Source organism: Cellulosilyticum sp. I15G10I2 (assembly GCF_900095725.1).
GTDB lineage: Bacteria > Bacillota > Clostridia > Lachnospirales > Cellulosilyticaceae > FMMP01.
On record NZ_FMMP01000006.1, the window covers coordinates 715,507 to 737,993 of the forward strand.

20 protein-coding genes are annotated in these 22,487 nt (G+C 33.0%); 5 read left to right on the plus strand and 15 right to left on the minus strand.

Annotated elements, in window-relative coordinates; all coding sequences use genetic code 11:
- Positions 1–177: 177 nt before the first annotated feature.
- Complete coding sequence (locus tag BN3326_RS03365) at positions 178–2,196, minus strand: ATP-dependent helicase (RefSeq protein ID WP_069997688.1); 2,019 nt, start codon at positions 2,194–2,196, stop codon at positions 178–180.
- A gap of 117 nt (positions 2,197–2,313) precedes the next feature.
- Here BN3326_RS03365 and BN3326_RS03370 point away from each other — a divergent pair, with 117 nt between their 5' ends.
- Both BN3326_RS03370 and BN3326_RS03375 read left to right on the plus strand, forming a co-directional pair.
- Complete coding sequence (locus tag BN3326_RS03370; protein ID WP_069997689.1) at positions 2,314–2,952, plus strand: hypothetical protein; 639 nt, start codon at positions 2,314–2,316, stop codon at positions 2,950–2,952.
- Between the two features lie 20 nt (positions 2,953–2,972).
- A complete protein-coding gene (locus tag BN3326_RS03375) occupies positions 2,973–4,175 on the plus strand; it encodes a glycosyltransferase family 4 protein (RefSeq protein ID WP_069997690.1) in 1,203 nt (400 codons plus the stop codon).
- A gap of 35 nt (positions 4,176–4,210) precedes the next feature.
- Here the strand turns inward: BN3326_RS03375 and nth are convergent, their stop codons facing one another.
- Complete coding sequence (gene nth / locus BN3326_RS03380) at positions 4,211–4,903, minus strand: endonuclease III (RefSeq protein ID WP_069997691.1); 693 nt, start codon at positions 4,901–4,903, stop codon at positions 4,211–4,213.
- A gap of 3 nt (positions 4,904–4,906) precedes the next feature.
- Positions 4,907–6,652: a B12-binding domain-containing radical SAM protein gene (locus BN3326_RS03385; RefSeq protein ID WP_069997692.1), complete on the minus strand. Its 1,746-nt coding sequence runs from the start codon at positions 6,650–6,652 to the stop codon at positions 4,907–4,909.
- Positions 6,653–6,863: 211 nt separating this feature from the next.
- On the opposite strand from BN3326_RS03385, the gene BN3326_RS03390 reads away from it, so the two are divergent.
- Positions 6,864–7,829 carry a hypothetical protein gene (locus BN3326_RS03390; RefSeq protein WP_141722833.1) on the plus strand — a complete coding sequence of 322 codons (966 nt, stop codon included), beginning with the start codon at positions 6,864–6,866 and terminating at the stop codon, positions 7,827–7,829.
- A 57-nt stretch (positions 7,830–7,886) separates the two neighbouring features.
- Here the strand turns inward: BN3326_RS03390 and BN3326_RS21870 are convergent, their stop codons facing one another.
- From BN3326_RS21870 to BN3326_RS03420, 6 genes are all read right to left on the minus strand, one after another.
- On the minus strand, positions 7,887–8,129 hold the full coding sequence (locus BN3326_RS21870) for a hypothetical protein (protein ID WP_069997694.1): 243 nt from the start codon (positions 8,127–8,129) through the stop codon (positions 7,887–7,889).
- Between the two features lie 88 nt (positions 8,130–8,217).
- The gene (gene gltA / locus BN3326_RS03400; protein ID WP_069997695.1) at positions 8,218–9,609 is read right to left on the minus strand and encodes an NADPH-dependent glutamate synthase; all 1,392 of its coding nucleotides are present in this window, start codon (positions 9,607–9,609) and stop codon (positions 8,218–8,220) included.
- On the minus strand, positions 9,602–10,435 hold the full coding sequence (locus tag BN3326_RS03405; protein WP_069997696.1) for a sulfide/dihydroorotate dehydrogenase-like FAD/NAD-binding protein: 834 nt from the start codon (positions 10,433–10,435) through the stop codon (positions 9,602–9,604). The genes gltA and BN3326_RS03405 overlap by 8 nt, the downstream gene beginning before the upstream one ends.
- 33 nt (positions 10,436–10,468) lie before the next feature.
- Entirely contained in the window at positions 10,469–11,506 is a 1,038-nt protein-coding gene (locus BN3326_RS03410; RefSeq protein WP_069997697.1) for an HD-GYP domain-containing protein, read from the minus strand.
- A gap of 258 nt (positions 11,507–11,764) precedes the next feature.
- A complete protein-coding gene (gdhA, locus tag BN3326_RS03415) occupies positions 11,765–13,114 on the minus strand; it encodes an NADP-specific glutamate dehydrogenase (RefSeq protein ID WP_069997698.1) in 1,350 nt (449 codons plus the stop codon).
- Positions 13,115–13,302: 188 nt separating this feature from the next.
- On the minus strand, positions 13,303–14,649 hold the full coding sequence (locus BN3326_RS03420; RefSeq protein WP_069997699.1) for a L,D-transpeptidase: 1,347 nt from the start codon (positions 14,647–14,649) through the stop codon (positions 13,303–13,305).
- 273 nt (positions 14,650–14,922) lie between these two features.
- On the opposite strand from BN3326_RS03420, the gene BN3326_RS03425 reads away from it, so the two are divergent.
- Positions 14,923–15,513 (plus strand): metallophosphoesterase family protein, encoded by a 591-nt coding sequence (locus BN3326_RS03425; protein ID WP_069997700.1) that lies wholly within the window; start codon positions 14,923–14,925, stop codon positions 15,511–15,513.
- Positions 15,514–15,542: 29 nt separating this feature from the next.
- On the opposite strand, the gene BN3326_RS03430 is transcribed toward BN3326_RS03425, so the two are convergent.
- The 3 genes from BN3326_RS03430 to BN3326_RS03440 all read right to left on the minus strand — a co-directional run bounded on the left by BN3326_RS03430 (position 15,543) and on the right by BN3326_RS03440 (position 18,728).
- The gene (locus BN3326_RS03430; RefSeq protein ID WP_069997701.1) at positions 15,543–17,498 is read right to left on the minus strand and encodes a BMP family ABC transporter substrate-binding protein; all 1,956 of its coding nucleotides are present in this window, start codon (positions 17,496–17,498) and stop codon (positions 15,543–15,545) included.
- Positions 17,499–17,530: 32 nt separating this feature from the next.
- Positions 17,531–17,890 (minus strand): hypothetical protein, encoded by a 360-nt coding sequence (locus BN3326_RS03435; RefSeq protein ID WP_069997702.1) that lies wholly within the window; start codon positions 17,888–17,890, stop codon positions 17,531–17,533.
- A gap of 79 nt (positions 17,891–17,969) precedes the next feature.
- The gene (locus BN3326_RS03440) at positions 17,970–18,728 is read right to left on the minus strand and encodes a DUF3298 and DUF4163 domain-containing protein (protein ID WP_069997703.1); all 759 of its coding nucleotides are present in this window, start codon (positions 18,726–18,728) and stop codon (positions 17,970–17,972) included.
- Between the two features lie 188 nt (positions 18,729–18,916).
- On the opposite strand from BN3326_RS03440, the gene BN3326_RS03445 reads away from it, so the two are divergent.
- Positions 18,917–20,272 carry an aldehyde dehydrogenase family protein gene (locus BN3326_RS03445; RefSeq protein WP_069997704.1) on the plus strand — a complete coding sequence of 452 codons (1,356 nt, stop codon included), beginning with the start codon at positions 18,917–18,919 and terminating at the stop codon, positions 20,270–20,272.
- Positions 20,273–20,349: 77 nt separating this feature from the next.
- On the opposite strand, the gene BN3326_RS03450 is transcribed toward BN3326_RS03445, so the two are convergent.
- From BN3326_RS03450 to BN3326_RS03460, 3 genes are all read right to left on the minus strand, one after another.
- Positions 20,350–20,577: a hypothetical protein gene (locus BN3326_RS03450; protein ID WP_069997705.1), complete on the minus strand. Its 228-nt coding sequence runs from the start codon at positions 20,575–20,577 to the stop codon at positions 20,350–20,352.
- 72 nt (positions 20,578–20,649) lie between these two features.
- Positions 20,650–21,594 carry a tyrosine-type recombinase/integrase gene (locus BN3326_RS03455; protein ID WP_069997706.1) on the minus strand — a complete coding sequence of 315 codons (945 nt, stop codon included), beginning with the start codon at positions 21,592–21,594 and terminating at the stop codon, positions 20,650–20,652.
- Positions 21,595–21,615: 21 nt separating this feature from the next.
- A complete protein-coding gene (locus tag BN3326_RS03460; protein WP_069997707.1) occupies positions 21,616–22,449 on the minus strand; it encodes a formate/nitrite transporter family protein in 834 nt (277 codons plus the stop codon).
- Positions 22,450–22,487: the final 38 nt, after the last annotated feature.

Here is a 22,487-nt window from a genome sequence, read left to right on the forward strand (position 1 = left end):
AATGAGCTGCATTATATACATAAATCAATAAGTTGTATAGATATATAACAGTTGTGCAAATACTCCGAATAACAGACTGACTACAACTAATAGACTAACTGTACTTACAATTAATTTTTTATTTTTATTTATCCACTTGTAAAGACTTAATTTTCTCTTTTTATTTGGTTTCATAAACTATTCCTCCCAATGTATTATACCATTATTAATACAGTAATTACCATCTATTTTTCGTATATGATAGGGTCCAAATTGTACCTCTAGAATATTACCGTCTATTACTTTTAATATTTCACCCTGTCCAAATTTATTATGCATAATAAACTTATTATGCATAATATGTGTTAATAACCTGTTAGTTGCTATTTGCTCAATAAAGGTCGAAGGACTAACAGGTTTGGCATATTTTTCAGAAGGGGTATATAAGTATAGATTTTTTTTAGCACGGGTTATTGCAACATATAATAATCTTCTCTCCTCTTCAATTTCTGACTCACTATGACTTTTATGATGGGGAATATTCCCTTCTATAACATTGATAATAAACACATAATCAAACTCCAGTCCTTTTGAGCCGTGCATTGTAGTCAGCGTAACAGCATCTTTTACAATAGATCTGTCAGAAGCCTGTTCTTTGACTTGCTTCGCAACATCTGCTAAAGAGTCTTCCCAAGCTGATGCTTCCTTAAAACCTATAGAGGCTTCTGTTAGCTCATCTAAGACGTCAAATAATGTATCAGGGGGAAGTTTGCGATATGCCGCATAATCTAAGATATATTGATCATAGCCAATGTTTTTGCGAATATACATTATAGCGTCTGAAAGAGATTTTTCTTTTAAATACTGTAAATCTAATAAAAGTTGCTGAATATAGTTTTTTTGCCATGCTGTTAATGCATCTATTTCTAATAGATTAAAGAAGAAATTACCTCCTGAATGTCGTGCTTGTTCAATAACAGCTTTACTGATATAGCGTTTAGGTTTATTAATAAGTTTAACCGCTAGATCTGTGTTATTGGTGTTTTGAGCAAGATAAAGATACCCTAGGATATCTTTAGTAATCCATTGATCATATAAACTTATCATACCGTCTCTTAAACAAAAAGGAATAAGTGATTTTAAAAGCATTTCTACAATAGGTCGTGCTTCTATATTTGTTCTATAAATAATCGTCATATCACTTAATCTTTGCCCCTCATTTTTCAAACGAATTATTTCTTTAAGTATAAGATCAGCCTGATCCTTCGCATCTTTACATGGAATTAGTTGAGGCGGTATGCCTAGTTCGTTTGGTGTAGTTAATTGTTTACTATATCTATTTTGATTAGATGTGATTAACGCTATACTATAATTTAATATATTTTTTGTAGATCTATAATTTATCTCTAAAAAATATTGCTGTGTGTTAGGAAAATGATTCTTAAAGTCAAGCAAAAACTCTGGTTTAGCACCTCTGAATTTATATATACTTTGATCATCATCACCCACAACAAAAATATTTTTTTGGTCTCCTGCAAGAAGTTTAATAATTTCAAATTGTACAAGATTAATATCTTGAAATTCATCAATAAGTATATAACGATACCGCTTGCAAAGTAAGTTTAAAAGGTTAGGTTGATGACATAATAAATGATAGCAATCTACTAACATATCATCAAAATCAAATTTTTGATGGGCTTCCTTATATAATTCATAGTGATTCAAAAGCTTAAGGAACATTTCTTTTGATAGACCATCAGGATAATAATATTTTGGACTAATTAACTGATTTTTCATTAAAGCAAGGTGTTTAAGAAACTCTTCAATAAAATCTTCATATTCATCAGTTTCTAACTGCATAAATAGCTTTTGTAAAATGATTTTCTTTTCACTTTCACTTAGTAAGTTTTCAAGCGCATATTTAGAAGGATTAGCATTTCTAAGAATTCTATAAAATATGCTATGCAGTGTGCCAAAGGTTACGCTTGTATTCTCCTGATAAAGCGTAGTAAAACGCTCCTGCATCTCCCTGGCTGCGAGTTTACTAAATGTCACGACTAAAATATGAGAAGGATGACACGCCAAATGCCGTATCATATAATGGATTCTATTAATAATAACATGGGTTTTCCCAGATCCTGGTCCTGCAATAACAAGAGTAGGTTTTAAAGAACAAGTAACGGCTCGTTTCTGACTTTCATTTAAATCTAAAGGCATATTATCTTCAACTCACTTATTATAAACTTTATGTTATTCATTATACCATAACTTAGCCTTTAAATTAAATTCAATTTATATTATAATTAAAATAATGAGTTTAGAAAGGAAATGAGTATGTTTCAATTAGAAAGAATGCTTCCTCTGATTTTTTCGGTATTAGGCGTAGTAACATTATTTATAACTTTTAAAATAAAATTAGAAAGAGATACTCAAAGACAAAATAAAAATATCAGAACCTATTTTACACAGGAACAAAAGGCACTTTTTGCTAGAAAAAAAGATATTCCTGAATCCCTCTTTATAAAAATCTCTTTACAGGAGCTTCCACTGAATGAAGAACCAGAATGCAGACGGCTTTATGAGCAGCTTAGACGTTATGAGCATCTTAAGCTCACCAATCTTAAAGGCTATACAAATCTTGAACTTAAACAAGCTTACGGTATGGCTCAGTTTGAAGATTTGGTCCAATATGAAAAAAGTTATTTAACTTTTATGGACATTTTAGTAAAATATGGTAGTATATTATATGAAAAAGCTTTTCTTCCTGAGGCTAAAAAAACCCTGGAATTGGCACTTGATTACCAATGCGATCTATCAAAGTGCTATCTTATCTTATCAGATGTTTATTTTAAACTAGGTGAGAGTCATTTATTAGACAATCTTGCTCAAACTGCTCATCGAAATATGAATGGTTCCCATTACTTAACTAAAGTTCTTGAAAAAATCGAACAGATAAAACGAGATATTGATTGATGAAAGAGAGATGATATATTATGAATATTGGTATTTTTACTGATACATATTCGCCCCAGGTAAATGGTGTTGTAAGTTCTATTCTTACACTAGAAAAAGAACTTAGAAAACAAGGACATAATGTCTATGTTTTTACAATAAGTCATCCGCAAGCGGAGGAAAATTCAAACTTCGTTTATAGAATAGCAAGTTTACCTTTTATTTTCTTAAAGGACCATCGGGTTGGCATTTTATATTCTAACCGTCTCGTGCGTAAAATCAAAAGACTGCGACTTGATATTATTCTCTCTCAGACAGAGTTTTCCTTAGGGATATTTGCAAAACTTGTTTCTAAAAAACTATCTATACCCATAGTACATACATATCATACAATGTATGAGGAGTATATGCATTATATTTCTAAGGGTATCGAGTTTTCTCCTAAAATTGCTAGAAAATATAGTAAGTCTTTTTGTAATGGTGTCGACGGCGTAATTGCGCCTACTAAAAAAACTGAGAAGCTGTTAAAAAGTTATGGGGTTAAAACACAGATACGCGTTATTCCAACAGGTATAGATTTTTCTCCTCTTGAAAAATCTCATTATTCCCGTGAAGAAGTCGATGCTTTAAAACAAATTTTTAATATTCCTCTAAATGATCCTGTCATTTTATTTGTGGGGCGTGTTGCCAAAGAAAAAAGTATAGATGTAGTGATTCGTGCAATGTCGCATCTTATTTTAAAAGTTCCTGAGGCTAAACTCGTTATTGTAGGCGATGGGCCATCTAGGCTGGAACTTGAAGAATTATCTGCTCACTTGAATATACGTGATGCCATTATATTTACAGGCATGCAGCCGTGGAGTACGATAGGCAGAATTTATCAAGTAGGTGATATTTTTGTAAGTGCATCTGTTACTGAAACACAAGGATTAACTTTTGCTGAAGCTATGGCCGCTTCTCTTCCAGTCGTCGCAAAAGAAGACGAAAGCATAGCCGGACTTATAAGAGATGATTATAATGGTAAATTATTTCAGACAGAAGAAGAATTAGCTATGATTTTAGAAGAACTTATTACTGATCCTAAAAAACAGCAAATACTTGGCCATAATGCGGTACATTCTGTAAAGCCTCTGTCGGCAGAAGTATTTGGCTTAAATGCATGTAATTATTATTCAGATGTTATTGAAGAATATATAGAGAAAAAGAATCAAAAAAAAGAAAAAGGATTTAAAAAATCAGTATAGAAATAGCAGCTAGATTAATCTAGCTGCTATTTCTATTAATACATATGTCCTTTAGCGAGTGCTATCTGTACTTCATTTGGAAGTATTTCTAAACAGGCTTTAAGACCAAAAGGACATACATGTAAAAACATGCATAGGCTGCATTTGGGGCTTCTAGCTGTGCAAATTGCTCGACCATGTGCAATAATCTGTGTATTGTACCTAATCCAATGTTCTTTGGGCAGAATTTTCATTAAATCCATCTCTATTTGTGTAGGATCTGTATAAAGGGTTAACCCAAGGCGTATACTGATGCGTTTAACATGGGTATCCACTACTATACTTGGAATATGATAGATATTGCCGCGTATTACATTTGCGGTTTTTCTTCCTACCCCAGCCAGACTTGTAAGATCATCTAGCTCTTTAGGTACTTCTCCACCAAAATCATTTAATATTTTGGTGGCACAGGCAATAATATTTTTTGCTTTGTTTTTATAAAACCCTGTGCTCTTTATATTTTGCTCAAGTTCTTCTAAGGAAGCAGTTGCAAATGCCTCAACAGTTTGATATTTTTTAAATAATTGTGGTGTGACTAGATTTACACGATCATCTGTGCATTGGGCACTTAATATAGTTGCGATCAAAAGCTGAAAAGGTGTTTCGTGATCAAGGTAACATACAATATTTTTAGGATAATGCGTATCAAGTATTTTCAATATCTCTGAAATTTGACTGTCTTGTTTCATGAGTTATAACTCCTCACTTAATAAAGTACAACGTGTAAATTTGTGTGAATAATCAAATAATAATATACAAGGTTCAGATAAAAGAACTGCTTCATGACTATTATGTTTAACAAAAGCCGTATAGACATCGTATTTAAAGCGTTCAATCTGCGCTGCTCTGTAACGTGCTCTAGAAGACAACTGAGCAAGATGAGGTGCAACTCCTTGCATGTAAATATCATTTTTTAACAGCTCATTATCTCTCTTTTTAAAAGCCATATAATCAAACGTTTGAAGCTCAATTGGTACTTCTTTCAGCGCCTCATGTTTTAAGTAATCAAATCTAATAAATTCTTTACTTAATTCATGGTTAATAGACGGATAGTTTTTAATAAATTCAATAAGCTTTAAATAATAGGATATTTTATTATGCAGCATAAGATCATATCCTTTTTCTTCCCAATATATCGAAAGTTTTTCAAAAAAATCAAAGGGTGATGAGAAACATGTAAATAAATAAGTTAAAATGGTTTCAAATCTTCCACTGTTATAGTATCTCTCAAGCAGCTCCTCTATACTATGCAGACGCACTATTTCCGCATAGGTTATAGCTGATGTATAAAGTATCTCGTAAGGGGGTTCAGTTTTATAAACTAAACCATACTGGGAAGCATTTCTTCTAAGTCCAGAGCCTCTTAGAACTTTAAGAAAACCCAGTTGAAACTGTTCTGGCCTTAGCGCTATTACATCATTAAATGACCGCTTAAACGAATCATAAGTTTCTAAAGGAAGGCCTGCTATTAAATCTAAGTGCTGATGAATGTTCCCCAAATATTTAACCTTTTGTATCACTTGACTTATTTTATCAAAAGACATTTTACGTTGTAAAATATCTAACACTTGTGGATTGGTAGATTGTACACCAATTTCAAACTGTATAAGCCCTGCTCTTGCATGCTTGAGTAATGCCAGCATTTCATCATCCAAAAGTTCAGCCGCAATTTCAAAATGAAAATTAGTATATTGATTATCATGTGTAATTAAGTAGTCCCATATGGCCATAGCATAGGATTTATTTGCATTAAACGTCCTATCTATAAATTTAACTTGTTTAACGCGATGATCATAAAAATGCTGTAAATGCTTCTTTACACTATCTAGCGGTACAAACCTTACCCCGCTGTTAACAGAAGAAAGACAGTACTGACAATTAAAAGGGCATCCTCTAGAGGCTTCATAGTAAATTATTTTATGTTGGGTGTCTTCAAAATTGCTATATACAAATGGCAGATCGGCCAGATTAAGCGGCGGTCTTTCGGATGTGCGTTTAACGATGCCATGACTTTTATAAATCAAACCTTTTATATTATCTATAGTGCTAATTGCCTTAAAACGATAGTCTAAGTATTCCTTCCAAGTAATCTCCCCTTCCCCTTCCATAATAATATCTGCATCCAAAGATAATAATAATTCTTCTGCATCATAAGATACTTCGGGTCCTCCAAGTATAATAGTGCTCTCTGGTAATATTTTTTTTAGAGTAGGCAGGAGTGTTTTTATTAAAGACATATTCCAGATATAGCATGATACACCAATAATATCTGGAGAGGCATTATAGATTTCTTTAATTATTTCATTTTCATGGTTGTTAATAGTTGTTTCTAATAGATTAATATGAGCAGCATATTCTTTGCAGTAGCTTTTAATAGATCTTAAGGCTAATGATGAATGAATATATTTTGCATTAAGTGCAAGTAAAAGTACGTTCACTTTTCAAATCCTTTCATAAATGATTTGAACTTATTATAACATGTTTTTATAAGCTTGTATAAAAATATTAGATTAGAAGAACTGACAAATATTAAGTACCTTAAAAAACTATTGGAATTACATGATTTTAAAGAGATACCATTTATTCACTCACTTTAATTAGAATCAGCATGACATACTAAATATAAGTCTATATTTAGGGGGAATTCAAGTGAACACTAAAAAAATTCTAAATAGGTGGTTATGCATGAGTCTTGTTTTATTAGCTGCCACAGGCATCATTTGGGGAAGTCAAAATGATATAAATGCATTGGTTATTTATTTGGCTGACCATGATATTATTATAACTCAGAATACAAAAAATAATAGGATGTATGAAGGATATGATCATTCAGGTAAAGTAATGTATAAGATTTTGACTGATAATACACTTCAAATCTGCGATTTTACTATTGATATTATGGATACAACTTATGAAAAAATTGATTTTAATAAACTGTTAGGTCTGAAGTGGTTTGTTAATAATTATTTAGAAAGAAATGAAGAGTTTTTGAAAGAGGTTAAACAAAGTATGCAAGATGTTCCCTATCACTATTCAAGTGTATTAGATTTAGGAGAATGGAAAGTCAGTTTACTGGTTTTCCCATTGCAAGGTGGAAAATTGGACTTAAGCCTTCATTTTATTGATGATGCAACTCAAGGTAAAAAAGAATCTAATAAAGATACTGTGCTTGCTATACAAAATATTTATAAAGAACTTTCTTGTATACCGATAAGCGATCTAAATTCTGAACGTAATCAGTTAAGATATAAATTACCTTATCATAAGCTTAATCTTAATGAAAGTATTTATTATAATTCTTTTATTAATCAAAAGGGATTAATTTATAAAACACAGTGTATATTTTATAAAAATGGATTTGAATTTAACTATAAGGATATTCCTCAGCTTCAGCAAATCATTAACCTAGTTACAAATATTAAAAACTATCCTTTTGATAAGCTAGATACACAATTTAATCACCTTAAGGAAGCCATTATATGCCAACAAAGTACAGATAATAAAAGTATTTCTGGATGGGACTACAAAGGGTTTAAAACGGTCATGGATGTCGAGCGTTATGTGCATAGAGATGAATGTCGTATTAAAATTACCGTCTATTTAGTAAAAAAATAAAAAGCAAGAGCATGCTCTTGCTTTTTATTTTAATGCATTAAGATAAAGTAAATTGCATTATCTTGTACCGATACCACCAGTACCAGTACCAGCAGCGCCAGTTCCAGTACCCATTCCAGTACCAGCAGCGCCAGTACCGCCAACGCCAGTACCGCCAACGCCGTCCATTGTACCAGTACCACCGCCAACGCCAGTTCCAGTTTGTGGAGCTGTTGGTGTTCTAAGTGTAGCGTTTTCTGCGCATCCTACAAATGCTACACTCATCATCATAATTGCAAATAAGACTAAAGCTTTTTTCATAATGTACTATACTCCTTTGTCTAAATAAAATGTTATCGAGTATAGTATTGTCTTTTTTTAGTATTTTATACGCAAAAAATACTTATTACTAATTGCCGCCTGTTAACTTCTGATGAATAGCCTGAGCGGCTTTCTTTCCGGCACCCATAGCCAATATTACTGTAGCCGCACCTGTTACAACATCCCCACCAGCATAAACATTCTCTTTTGTAGTAGCCATTGTATCTTCACATACAACGATCCCCCCCCATTTAGTTACATCAACCCCAGGTGTTGTTGTACGAATAAGTGGATTTGGACTTTGACCAATAGCAATAATGACTGTATTAATAGGTATAAAGTGATTGCTGCCTTGTTTAACAATAGGTTTTCTTCTGCCCGATGCATCTGGTTCACCAAGCACCATTTCTACACATTCTAATTTTTCTGCCCATCCTGAATCACCATATATGGCAATAGGATTACATAAAAGTTTAAAGATAATACCTTCTTCTTTTGCATGATGAATCTCTTCTAGACGTGCAGGCAGCTCTTCTTCGCTTCTTCTATAGATAATATATACTTCTTCTGCTCCAAGACGTTTAGCTGTTCTTGCAGCATCCATCGCTACATTTCCACCACCGATAACAGCTACCTTTTGCCCTACATAGATAGGCGTTGGTGAATTGGGGTAATCATAAGCTCTCATTAAATTAGATCTAGTTAAAAATTCGTTAGCTGAATAAACACCGTTAAGATTTTCACCTGGAATATTCATGAAATTAGGCAGTCCTGCACCACTTCCTACAAAGGTGGCTTCAAATCCTTCTGCCATAAGCTCATCTATTGTGATAGATTTTCCTACTATAACATTTTTTTCAATCTTTACGCCCATCTGTACTATTTTATCAATTTCTTTAGCAACAAGCTCTTTAGGCAGTCTAAATTCGGGTATGCCATACATAAGCACGCCCCCTACCTCATGAAGCGCCTCAAATAAGGTAACAGAATATCCTTTTTTGGCAAGCTCACCTGCACAAGTAAGTCCCGCTGGGCCAGCACCCACTACTGCTACTTTTCTATTATTTTTTTGAATAACATCAGAAGGTGCCGTGTCTTTTGCAATCATATAGTCTGCAACAAACCGTTCTAATCTGCCAATACCCACAGATTCACCTTTTTTGGCACGTATACATTTACCTTCACATTGGTTTTCTTGAGGACATACTCTGCCACACACAGCAGGCAAAGAATTTTCAGCTGTAATAATCTCATAAGCTTTTTTTAAGTCGTCCTCCAAAATAGCTTGTATAAACTCGGGAATAGGCACATTAACAGGACAGCCTTCGACACAGAAACGCTGTTTGCAATTTAAACAACGACTGGCTTCTTCTTTAGCTTGTTCTATTGTGTAGCCCAGGGCAACTTCAGTAAAATTTTTATTTCTAATATGGGGGTCTTGTTCTGGCATTTTAACTTTATTTAAAGACATGTTAGGCATCCTTACCACCTCCAAGTCCAATATTACAAACATGGCTTTCGTGAGATTTATACATATTTTGTCTTCTCATACACTCATCAAAATCAACTTTAAAACCATCAAAATCCGGGCCATCTACACAGGCGAACTTGGTTTCACCACCAATAGTAACTCTGCATCCGCCACACATGCCTGTGCCGTCAATCATAACAGGGTTTAAAGATACCATTGTAGGAATAGAAAGCGGCTTAGTGATTTCTACAACAGCTTTCATCATAATTAATGGTCCAATTGCAATAATTTCGTCATATATATTCCCTTGAGCGATAAGATCTTTAAGCACATCGGTTACAAAGCCCGATACGCCTAAAGAACCATCATTTGTTGCAACATATACATTTGAAATAGACTTGAATTCATCATGTAAAATGACAAATTCGCCAGAACGCCCTCCTAAAATGACATCACAGGCAGTTCCTTGTGCATAAAGTTGTTTGATTTGAGGATACAAAGGCGCAGCACCTACGCCTCCTCCTATGCCTAATACTCTCTTTTTCCCTTCTAAATGAGCCGGCAAACCAAGAGGGCCGGCGAAATGTGCTAGGCTTTCTCCTTCGACTTTAGAGGCAATCTTTTGGGTTGAATAGCCAACAACTTGATATATAATAGAAACAGTTTGTGTTTGTCTGTCAAAATCCTGTATTGTTAGGGGAATTCTTTCGTCTCCTTCCTCTGCACATACAATAACAAATTGACCTGGCTGACACTTTTTTGCCACATAAGGCGCAAAAACAACCATTTTTTCAACACTGTTATTTAGTTTTTCTTTTTTTAATATTTTGTACACTACAATCCTCCTATTGTGATAGCTTTAGTTATATTATGTCACCTCTATAATATCAATTGCCTTTTCCGTAAATAAATCAATATACTTATCTTTTACCTTAATAATTGGTCGATATACACACGTCGGGTTAATAGCTACAACCTGTCCAATTTCACCTGTACTTAATAATACATATACGCCAACATAATAATTGGCAACATTTGTTAAGAAAGTAAGCAGTATTTTAGTATCAAGCTTTCCAAATGCCCCTTCTTGCATAAGCTGCATTACATCAAAAGGTGAGTGCTTCTTTTTATAAGGTCTTTCAGACATCATTGCATCATAAACATCCGCAACTGCTAATATTTTAGCAATGTCATTAATATTTTCGTTATAGACAGCATAAGGATAGCCTGAACCATCAATTCTTTCATGATGCATGAGTATGCCAACTTTAACGTCTATACTAATGTCATGGCGATACTGTAGGAGTTCGTAGGCATAACGTGGATGTTTTTTAATCTCTTCGAACTCGCTCTCAGATAATTTTTCAGGTTTATTGAGTATAGCAGCATCTATTTTCATTTTACCAATATCGTGTAATAAGCCTGCAAGCAACAAAGACTCTATCATATTATCACCATATTTCATCCATTTACCTATAAGCATACTAAGTAAAGCAACATTGATACTATGTGTATACGTATATTTATCTGCGAATTTAAATGAGTTAATACAACCTACAATTTTAAAATTATCCTTAAAAGTACTGAGGATATCTTCTTTGATTGATTTAAAAGATTCAATATCTACATTTTGTCCTGATGCAATTTGTTGAAGAAGCGGTTTAACTGTATCTGTACAACCCTCATAGGACTCAAAAGTTTCTTTTGGAATTTTCCAAACAGTATCCCATGAATTGACATATATCGACACTTCCATACAATTAAAATTTCTTAAATTTTCAATAATATCTACAGTTAATTCTTGATGTTCTGAAACATAAACAACACCGTTATTCATATTTCTAATAGATTCTGCTACAATCATGCCAGGTAAACACTCAAATAATGGAAGAGTTAACTTCTGCATGTACATCCCCCCGCCACACATAATATTGTATATAATTATAGAGAAGCAAAATATAGACTTGAGTTATTCATCACTATACCATTGTTTCTCATAATGATTTCACATCACATATTGTTATGAACAACTGAAATTTAAAGAGTGAAATCTATAATGACTATATAAGTAAATAGTATACTATATAGGATCATTATACAATATTTAATCCGTAATAGGTCTAAATTTATACCCACTCATAAATGAGTGGGTATAAAAAAATAATTAATAAGCTATTCCTTGCATATACATTGCATCTGCAACTTTTAAGAAACCAGCGATGTTTGCACCTAAAACATAGTTATCAGCGTCTCCATACGTAGTAGCTGCTTCTCTTGCACTGCTATGAATATTTTTCATAATGAGTTTAAGTTTTTCATCAACTTCCTCAAATGACCAGCTATAGCGAAGGCTGTTTTGTGACATTTCAAGGCCAGATGTTGCAACGCCACCAGCATTTGCAGCTTTACCTGGTCCAAATAAAACTTTATTTTCTAAGAAAATATCAACTGCTTCAGGAGTTGATGGCATGTTTGCGCCTTCTGCTACTGCAATAACACCATTTTTAACTAAAGTTTCAGCTGCTTCTTTATTTAATTCATTTTGAGTTGCACATGGTAGTGCGATCTGGCATTTAACGTTCCAAATATTATGACAGCCTTCTTCATAAGTAGCCTGTGGATGGTCAGTGAGGTATTCTTTAATTCTCTTTCTTTCAACTTCCTTAAGTTGTTTAACAGCGTCTAGATCTATTCCGTTTGGATCATAAATATAGCCATTTGAATCACTCATTGCCACAACTTTTGCACCTAGTTCATAAGATTTTTCAGCAGCGTAGATAGCTACGTTTCCTGAACCTGAGATAACTACTTCTTTATCCTTAAATGAATCGCCTCTAGTTGCTAACATTTCCTGCGTAAAATAGCAGCAACCATAACCAGTAGCTTGTGTTCTTACTAAAGAGCCGCCATAATTCAAACCTTTTCCAGTAAGTACGCCTGTGAATTCATTTTGTAGTCGTTTATACTGACCGTACATATAGCCTATTTCTCTAGCGCCTACACCGATGTCTCCGGCTGGTACATCTGTATTTGGTCCAATATGTTTAGCAAGTTCTGTCATAAAACTTTGACAAAATCTCATAACTTCTCCATCTGACTTACCTTTAGGATCAAAGTCGCTACCGCCTTTTCCACCACCCATTGGAAGTCCAGTTAAGGAATTTTTAAAAATTTGTTCAAATCCCAAAAATTTAATAACACCTAAGTTAACTGATGGATGAAATCTAAGCCCGCCTTTATAAGGTCCGATTGCACTATTGAATTGAATTCTGAAACCGCGATTAACTTGTACATTTCCGTTATCATCTACCCATGATACGCGAAATACAATAGCACGCTCTGGTTCTACAATTCTTTCAAAGATCCCAGCTTGAACATATTGGGGATTTTTTTCAGCAACAGGTTCCATACATAATAAGACTTCTTTTACTGCTTGATGGAATTCTGGTTGTGCTGGATGGTTTTTTTCTACTCTACTCATAAGATCTTGCATATACTCCGTGCGAAAACTCATAGATACTCCTCCTGCAAATTTTTATAATACGGCAATAAATGTCCGTTAATGGTATTTTATCATATAACATTAAAATTTCAATATAATATTGAGTTTATATGCTAAAAAAGTAGAATATTTTATTTAACCTATTTGGTTAGTCTTGCAGGAAAAATATTTTTAAACTGCAAAAAGTAGAAATTATAGACTTATTGATGAATAATAATCATCGTGTCTACTGGAGTATTATCATAGAGCCACCTTGCATCTTCATCTTTAAGTATAATATTACTACGTTTTATTTGCTTTCCGAGCTGCTTTGCAAATAGGTCCTTAACTTGCCAGTATTCATTTCTTATTAATCCTTGAAATAGGCATGTATCATTAATCTTAACCCAAAAATTAGCCCCTTCTCGATTTTTAGGATCAATAAAAGCTTCGCCTTTATCGCGCGTATAATAAGTTCCAAGAGGAAGTGTCTGTGTATTATCACCTGTAGAGCATATCATGCGTTTTATGACCTTGTTACCTTTATAGATATTAATCTTTGGTTTAGTTTGCGCTAATACTTCAATCCACAATCTATCAGTATCAATTCTCACAGTAGTAAACTGGATTGCCTTAGGAGCACTTAATTCTCCGCTTTTGGCTTTGACTTGGAAACTCGCTTGGTACGTTGTATCCGGGTCCAAAACTTTATTGAGCAAAAATTCAATGTGATAAGGATCTAAATTTTTTCCTTTTATTGTTTCATTACCTAGTGTAAGATAACCAGCGACAGTAGGAGAATCTGTTTCAATCTTCATCCTCGGGTATAATCCAATCCATTTACTATTATTTTCTGGATAAGTAAGTGCGATGATAGGCTTAATATCTGCTATAAGTATTACAGATGTATCTTGTTTAAGAAGTGCGCCTGACTGGGAAGGCATACCTTTTCTAAAAGATAGGATATATTTTTGTCCATTTATAAGAGGGGTTTTGGGTGTGAACTTAAAAACAGATGTATCTTCTAGTTTTTTACCTGCACTATTAAAAATTGATTCAGGCTCTATGTAAAATGCTGCATCACATTGTAAAAATTTATATAGTTTATTTTTATTCATAGGTGTATTAAATTTAACCTTAAATGAACTTTCACTTGCTACTAATAGTTCCTTGGTTGGCTCTAGAACAGCAATATCACTTGAAAACTGAATGTTAATGCTTGCATTTCTAGCAATAAAAGAAAACTTACTTGGAGCTTCTTTAATAATGAGTTGTACTTTTTGCCCTTTTATAAGATTTTGTTCTTGAAGCTTAATACATACGACACTATCTGTTAACCACTCAATGGAATAATCAAACTGTGAAGCATAGGGAAGCTGATGTGAGAGGCTGATAGATTCGGGTAACTTGTCTTTATTCATTGGAAATAAGAAGTTAATAGTCACTTTAGCATAATCTGGATTAACTTCTACCCATGATAAATTAAAGTCTTTTAGAATCCATAAACTAATAAGCAGTAGTGTACTTATAAGAGAAATTTTAAAAATTTTTTTCTTCTTCATGTTCATATATACATCCCTCCAACTTGTCTAAAATATATATATGTATAAAATAACATGAACATGCCATAAAAAATCAAACTCAATTTTTTTATTAGTATTAACATATGAAAAAAATCGAATTTATAGTATAATATCTAGCATATAGATTTCACATCTTTAAATTTTAGTTATTCATCATAATATGTGATGTGAAATCATTCCGAGAAACAACATGATAGTAATGAATAACGGAGAGTTTTATATTGTTTCTCTATAGAGTTTACAAAGGATGGATTATAAATGAAAATTTTAGTTGTAGCGGATATAGAAAGCAATTATATTTGGGATTTTTTTGATAAGTCTAAATTTAGTGATATAGCATGTGTTATATCTTGTGGTGACTTAAAAGCGTCATATCTTTCATTTTTAGTAACAATGTTAGGTGTGCCTGTTTTTTATGTACATGGGAACCATGATAAACGTTATAATTCTCAGCCACCGGAAGGATGTGACTGTATTGAAGATAAAGTAGTCACTTACCGTAATATTCGAATCGCTGGTTTAGGCGGTTCTATGGAATATACAGGAGGGCTTCATCAATATACAGAACAAACCATGCAAAAACGCGTTAAGAAACTTATAAAAACTTCTAAGGGAGATATTGATATATTTGTAACGCATTCTCCTACTTTTAACCTAGGAGATGATGCAAACAGTATTTGTCATAGAGGCTTTAATGCTTTTTATGATATTTATAATAATACTTTCCCCAAATATCACCTACATGGACACAATCACTTTACTTATTCATCAAATGCTCAAAGAGTCCTTTCTTTTAATGACATAAAAGTAATCAATGGCTACAATTATTATATATTAGAGTACGTATAAAAGAGCTAATCATTTAAAATGATTAACTCTTATTTTTTTATAATACCTTTCATATAAGAAAAAGGATCGGTAGGTTTTAGTTCCTTAATATCGGGAAGCTGCCCCTCTACACCATCGACCAGCCAATCCATATGGATAATATCTTCGTAATCCAAAACTGTATTGGGCATAACTCTAAGTATGTTATGCTGGTCATATAGTGGTCCTTCAAATATATTAAACTCATTCCTTATAATAGATTTTTTAAGTCCTTCTATCAGGTATTTCATTGAACTATTTATATGCCTGTTTGAATAAAGAAGATCAACTATACCTGTATTCATACCCAGCCAAAAGTTCATTGGAAATTGAGGGTTGATGGATTCTTCGTGGATAGATTTCCATGTACCGCTAAGTATATTTTGAATAACTTTTTCATAAAAAACGCCCCAATTCCAAAGTGCCATAGCATAGTGTGTTTTTTCATTTGATTCTTCTTGAATTTTATAAACACCATATTCCTTAGAGATATCTCCAGGTATTGGTAAGTCTTCATTTGAGATGATATCCGCGCCTTCTGCCTGAAGTTTTTGTGCAATAAATTTTCCGCCTTCAGGATTATCCCATCTGTAAGTCCACATTGCTTTTATTTTAACATAGGGGTTAACTGCTTTTGCACCTAAAGTGAATGCATTAATACTGCTTATAACTTCTGAAATAGGATAAGGCGCCACATAGCCAATAATATTAGTCTGAGTCATTGCGCCAGCAATCATACCTAATAAATATCTTGGTTCATGAATTCTGCCAAAATAAAGTGTTAAAGATTTATATGAATGCGTAGCGGCACAGTTGAAAAATTTTACATTTGGATATTCCATAGCCGCCTTTAATGCTGGAGCTACAAAAGTAGGACTTGTCGTAAATATGATATCGTAGTGTTCATCTGCTAGTTGTTTGAAAGTGATATAGGCCTCTTCATTTTCAGGTATATTTTCAATCTTTGAAGTTGCTAACTGTGTTTTAAAAACATTATCTATATGTAATCTGCCAAGTTCATGCGCATAGGCCCACCCAGAGCTATCTGTCGTTTTGGCATATACAAAAGCTACTTTTAAAACTTTTTTGGGCACGACAAAATCTGTTAAAGATGACAACATACTTTTTTTCTTTGGACTTTGTATTTCATCTGTTTTTACATTGACTGATTCTTGTTCAATGCTTTTAAGTTCATCTATCATTTTATGGATATTATTTTTATGCTGTTCTAATAAAATCTCTCTTGGCATGCCATATACTTTAAGAAAAGCTAAGAAGGCATCTCCCGTTGTAATGGCTAATTTGTCACCGCCGCCTTCTAAATAAATCTGTCTGAAAGGTCTATATAAATTTGCAATAAAAAGTTTTTTAGTATCATCATCGATATGATTTGGCTGATAACGGTTAACATAATCTAATAGCTCTTCAAATCTTCCTTCTTCTGTAAACCAAATAGTATTAATGTTGGTTTGTTTATAAAATTTCATAAATTCATAATAGATATTATTGATCTTATCATAAGGATCTCGTTTAGGAATAAGTCTTATGACGTAGCCACTAATACTGGTTCCTTTTACAAATTTTAGTACACTTACTCTTTTATTGCCTTCTATAACGAAAAAGTGATTAAGGTACTCGTAGACTTTAATCGGATCAGTAATCCCCGACTCAATATGGTGCTGATATAAATGCATCCACTTAGAAGCAAATTCTGTTTTAAAATTCATAAGCGGCATAAAATTATGTGCGAAGGAAATGCTTCTTGAATGTGTATAGGTTCCTATTATCTTATGAATAGGAATCTCGACAAGACCTAATGAAAATTCGGAAGCAATATCTCCGGTTTGAACAATCCCATCCAATGCCCTTAGATAACCGGACTCGCCTTTTGAGACCATTTGATTCCAAGCTAGTTTGCCTCTTTTATAGGCTTGATCATATATATGATCTAATTCTGTATTATTCATTTGAAAATCGCCTCACTTTATAACTTCTTTGCTTATAATTTAATAACAAAACTTTTACTAAAATGTTCAAGAGTATCGTTATTAATTCCCCAAGATAGGTTTCTTCCTTCTAAATAATAATACATAATAAATGTTTTATTATCTATAGTATATTCCATTTTCGATGGAGAAAGAATAGTATAAACGCCGGTCTTATTAGTATTATCAAAGGTTACTAGTCCCTCCTCAGTAAAAGTAATCACTTGATTGGTTTCATGCGATTTCCATTTACCTATTAATGTGGGCGTATTATAATTTCTATAGGCCGATAAACTTAAGAAACTACATCCTAAGAGAATTAATAACAGCACAATAAAAATGTTTTTTTTAGATATAGATTTTAAATATAGCATTTCCCTCTCCTTGTTTAACAAATTATTTACTTTTTATTTTACACTAATCTAAAATAAAAGTCATGCTAAAACTTAAGGGCTACTTTAAAACACTGGCAAGTTTTTCGGCAGGTATAGAAAATTCTACAAGTCCAGCAGCATAGGGCGCAATTTCATAAATATTGAAAATAATAACAATATCTCCGGAGCTATTAATATAATACTCTTGATCATCTTTAATGGTTGTAAAACCCTGAGCGCCTGGAAAAAAATACTCTCCTTTTATAGAACGTGCTTGAATTTGATTTTTTATTTCAGTATTAATAAGCTCCTTATAATCCACATTCTCTTTAAACAAATCTTTTAATGCCAACACTTTATTATCAGTCGTCCTTATATTGAGATATTTTTGATAGCTGATACCATGGGCGCCTCCGCTGTACTGGTATTCAAGAAACCCTATTACAAGATAAGGCTTAGGGGCTTCTATAACTGAAAAGGTAGATATATATTCAAATTTAATAGGGGTTAAGCCGTCTTTTACCATATCTTTATTATAGGATTTTGCTGTATGAATAGCTGTTTTTTTTGCTTTTTGTGCATCTTCCAAAAATGTTTTATTTAAATCTCTTTCAAACTCTTTATCGGTAAGCCCTTTAATTTGTGGGATGCTGATATTTAAGTTTATCTCATCCATTTGAGAAGTTATTATTTTAGTATCCACAAAAATAGAATTTGATTCGGCCATAACAAATATGGCCGTACCTGGTGTATCTTTACTTGTTTTAGATTTAGCACACAAATTAAAATTTATGAACAAACTTGTTATAACCAGTACGTACATCGCTTTTTTATGCATTTTATATCCCCCTTGATATTTTTATTTATAAATTTATTATCCCCCTAATAAAAGAGTAATATAATAAGTAATCATTTGAAAATCTGCAAAGTATTGCATAAAGCAAATCATGACAATGCATAAATAAGTTTATTTATTTATATAAAGAGGTATAATATGAAATAATAAAAAATTAAAGAGGTGCTCTTATGAAAGGAATTTCTGAATGTATTCAAGATATGCATGTTTTTTTTTATCATCGCAATACCTATCCTATAAATTTAAGAATAAACTATTTAAAAAAACTCAGAAGCAGTATCCTTTTACATCAAGAGGCTATTACTAAAGCGCTCTATAAAGATTTTAAAAAACCAAAATATGAAACGTATACAACGGAAATCTATACAACATTGAAAGAAATAGATTATGCACTAAAACATATTAGAAAATGGTGTAAATCTAAAAAACATCCTGGGGTATTCCCCCTTATCGGAAGTTCTGTTCAAGTCAAACCAGAACCATATGGGGTTTGCTTGATCTTTTCGCCTTTTAATTATCCTTTTCAGCTTTCACTCGTTCCTTTAGTCGGGGCTTTGGCAGCGGGAAATTGTGCAATAATTAAGCCGTCTGAATATACACCTAATACCTCTGAAATTTTAAGCCAAATTATCAAAGAAGTATTTCCGTATTATTATGTTAATGTTATAGAGGGAGATGCTGAGCTTAGTCATAGCCTTTTAAGTGAACCTATTGATTATATTTTTTTCACAGGGGGTGCAGCTAATGCCAAAAAAGTTATGCAGCAAGCAGCCGCACAGCTTATTCCTATAACTTTAGAGCTTGGCGGTAAAAGTCCTGTTATAGTGGATTATAATGCAGACATTCCTTTAGCAGCTAAACGTATAGTTTGGGGCAAATTTTTAAATGCTGGCCAAACTTGTATCGCTCCAGATTATGTTTTGGTATACCAAGGCGTTGCGGATAAGCTTTTAAGACATATAGGGTATGCCATCAAACACTTTTATACAAATGATAAGTATCTTGCCCGCATTATAAATGAAACACACTATGTAAGATTACTCAACCTTATAGACGAAGAAAAAATTTATTTTGGGGGACATTTTAACACAGATGATCTTTACATTGAACCTACTGTACTTTATCCTATTGATCGCTCTGACGCTTGTATGAAAGAAGAAATATTTGGGCCAATCCTGCCAATTATCCCTTTTGAAAAAATAAATGATGTGATAAAAATGATTCATAGATACCCCAAACCGCTGGCCTGCTATATTTTTTCTAAAGATCGAAAACGCATTAATTATTTTTTAAAGCATTTATCCTTTGGCGGAGGGTGCATTAATGATACAGTAATACATGCAGCTAGTTTGCATGCACCATTTGGAGGCATCGGACACAGCGGTCTAGGTGCATACCATGGTTATCACAGTTTTAAAACATTTTCACACTACAAAACAATATTAAAAAGTACAAGTACTGAAATACCCTTAAGATACCCACCCTATGATCAAAAAATAGCAACACTCAAAAAAATAATAAGGTAAGTTGTAAAAATAGGTTATAAAATAGAAAACCATTTGATTGGTTCTATCTTATAACCTATTTTAAGATCTAGTTTTACTTAAGTATTATGACAATCGTGCCCAGATTGTTTTTTAATTTTTTCTAATTCACCTAAAAAATCTTCTATCTGTCCAATCTCCATATCATTTTTTGTATTTATTGTATGAATCTGCTCTGTATTAAAGTTTTTTAGATGCATTACGGTACCTTGTTGCGCATCAGTTTCTTTATAAATACAGCGATACCCATCTGCATATTTATTTTTTAGCTCGTCAAATTTACTCATCGCAGTCCTCTCCTTTTTTTATGAGATACATATAGTATAAGTGTTTTGGAGAATTTCATGCATCCGGCTCTTTCAACTAAAGCTTAGCTTTTTAATCTGTTCTTGCTTGTTATGTGCATCTATTTCATGTGTATAAATAGATAATGTAATAGATGGATTACTGTGAGAGATAAGTGATGCAATGGTAGAGATATCCATATGGGCTGCGATACAGTAAGATGCAAAAGTGTGTCTGAATAGATGCGCATGAATATGCCGGCCAAGAACACTTGATAATGTGTTCATCAAATCATGAAGTGTTCGCGTTGATAAATGGGTATTGCTGTCTGATTTACTTGGAAATAAATAACTGCTCTCTAGCATTATAAGAAGCGCGGGATCTTTTAGATGTATTATTGCATGATCATAAGCTGTAAAAGCATTTAAAAGTTTACTATGTATAGGTACTTGATTATATTTTTTGCCTTTTGTAAACAGTGTCAGTGTATTATTTAATAGATCAATATCTGATTTTTTAATAGCTACAGCTTCATGTGCCCTACATCCTGTATAAAGTAGAATATGAATAATTAATATGTTTCTGATACAGCAATAATACAGGTATTCGTAATAGGTTTGGTCAATTTTTGAAGCATAAGCTTCTTTTTGTTCTGATAAGAATGTAAATAATTTTAAGATATCTTCTTTTGTCAGTATATCTTTAGGCGTAGTTGTTTTTTTTGATTTTATAGGGTCTATATATTCATAAAGCTTTTCACTGCACATCTTGTTTCTGTAGCAAAATTTTAAAAATCTATGCAGTACAACCCGTTTTCTTTTAATAGTAGACAACTTCAAACGACTTATTGTTACAAAGTAATTATGAAAATCTTCAAAGCTGAGAGTATCAAGTAATAGCTTATCAAGGGATAAAGCAAATTGATTGAGATCTTGTTTATAGGCCTTTAATGAATGCTCAGATAACTGTTCTGTTTCGAGTGTAGTCATAAAATAATTGATAGCTTGATTAATTTTCATAATGCTCCCCTCTTTAACTGCTTACTTTGAAGTTTGCGGCAGTTTTTTGAATATAAAATAATACATTGTAGCTATAAATATACCGCCTAAAGTATTGCCTAGGGTAACAGGCAATGCATTATTCACCAAAAAGTTGCTCCAGGTTAAATGATTAAGATGTTCCGTGGTAACATGTGCCCCTTCAATATAAACAAGATTAGTTTTTGAAAAAAGTGCAAGGGGGATATAATACATGTTAGCCACAATATGTTCAGCACCACTAATAGCAAAAGCAAAAATAGGGAAAAACCCAGCTAACACTTTGCCCGCAATATCTTTTGCAGCATACATCATCCACACACCAGAGCAGACAAACAGGTTGCATAATATGGCTAAAAAGAATACTTCTTTAAATGGTAAATTGGTTTTGTGCACGGCTACCTTAATGACATAGGCCCCAAAACGGTTTTCGCTCATTGTCAAAAGACTTGTATTTGCAACTAAATAGGCAATGAGTAAAGCGCCAATAAAATTACCGGCAAGAACCACTCCTAAATTTTTAATAAACTGCCACATTGTAGTGCGCTTTTCATAAGTTGACATAGCGATAAGGCTATTGCCTGTAAAAAGATCCGCACCATTAATGACTACAAACATGAGCCCAACAGGGAAAACAGCACCAGTCACAAGTTTAGATACGCCTTTATTAAGAATATCATGTGCCGCTACAGAAGCTGCAAATGCACCTAAGGCAATATAGACACCGGCCATAATGCCGAGTAAAAAAACAACTAATACATTACGTTTAACTTTTTCATAGCCACCTTCAATAGTATATTCAGTAATTTCTTGAGGCGTCAAATAATTTTTGTACATTGTATACACTCCTTTTTCAATATCTGAGTATATCACTT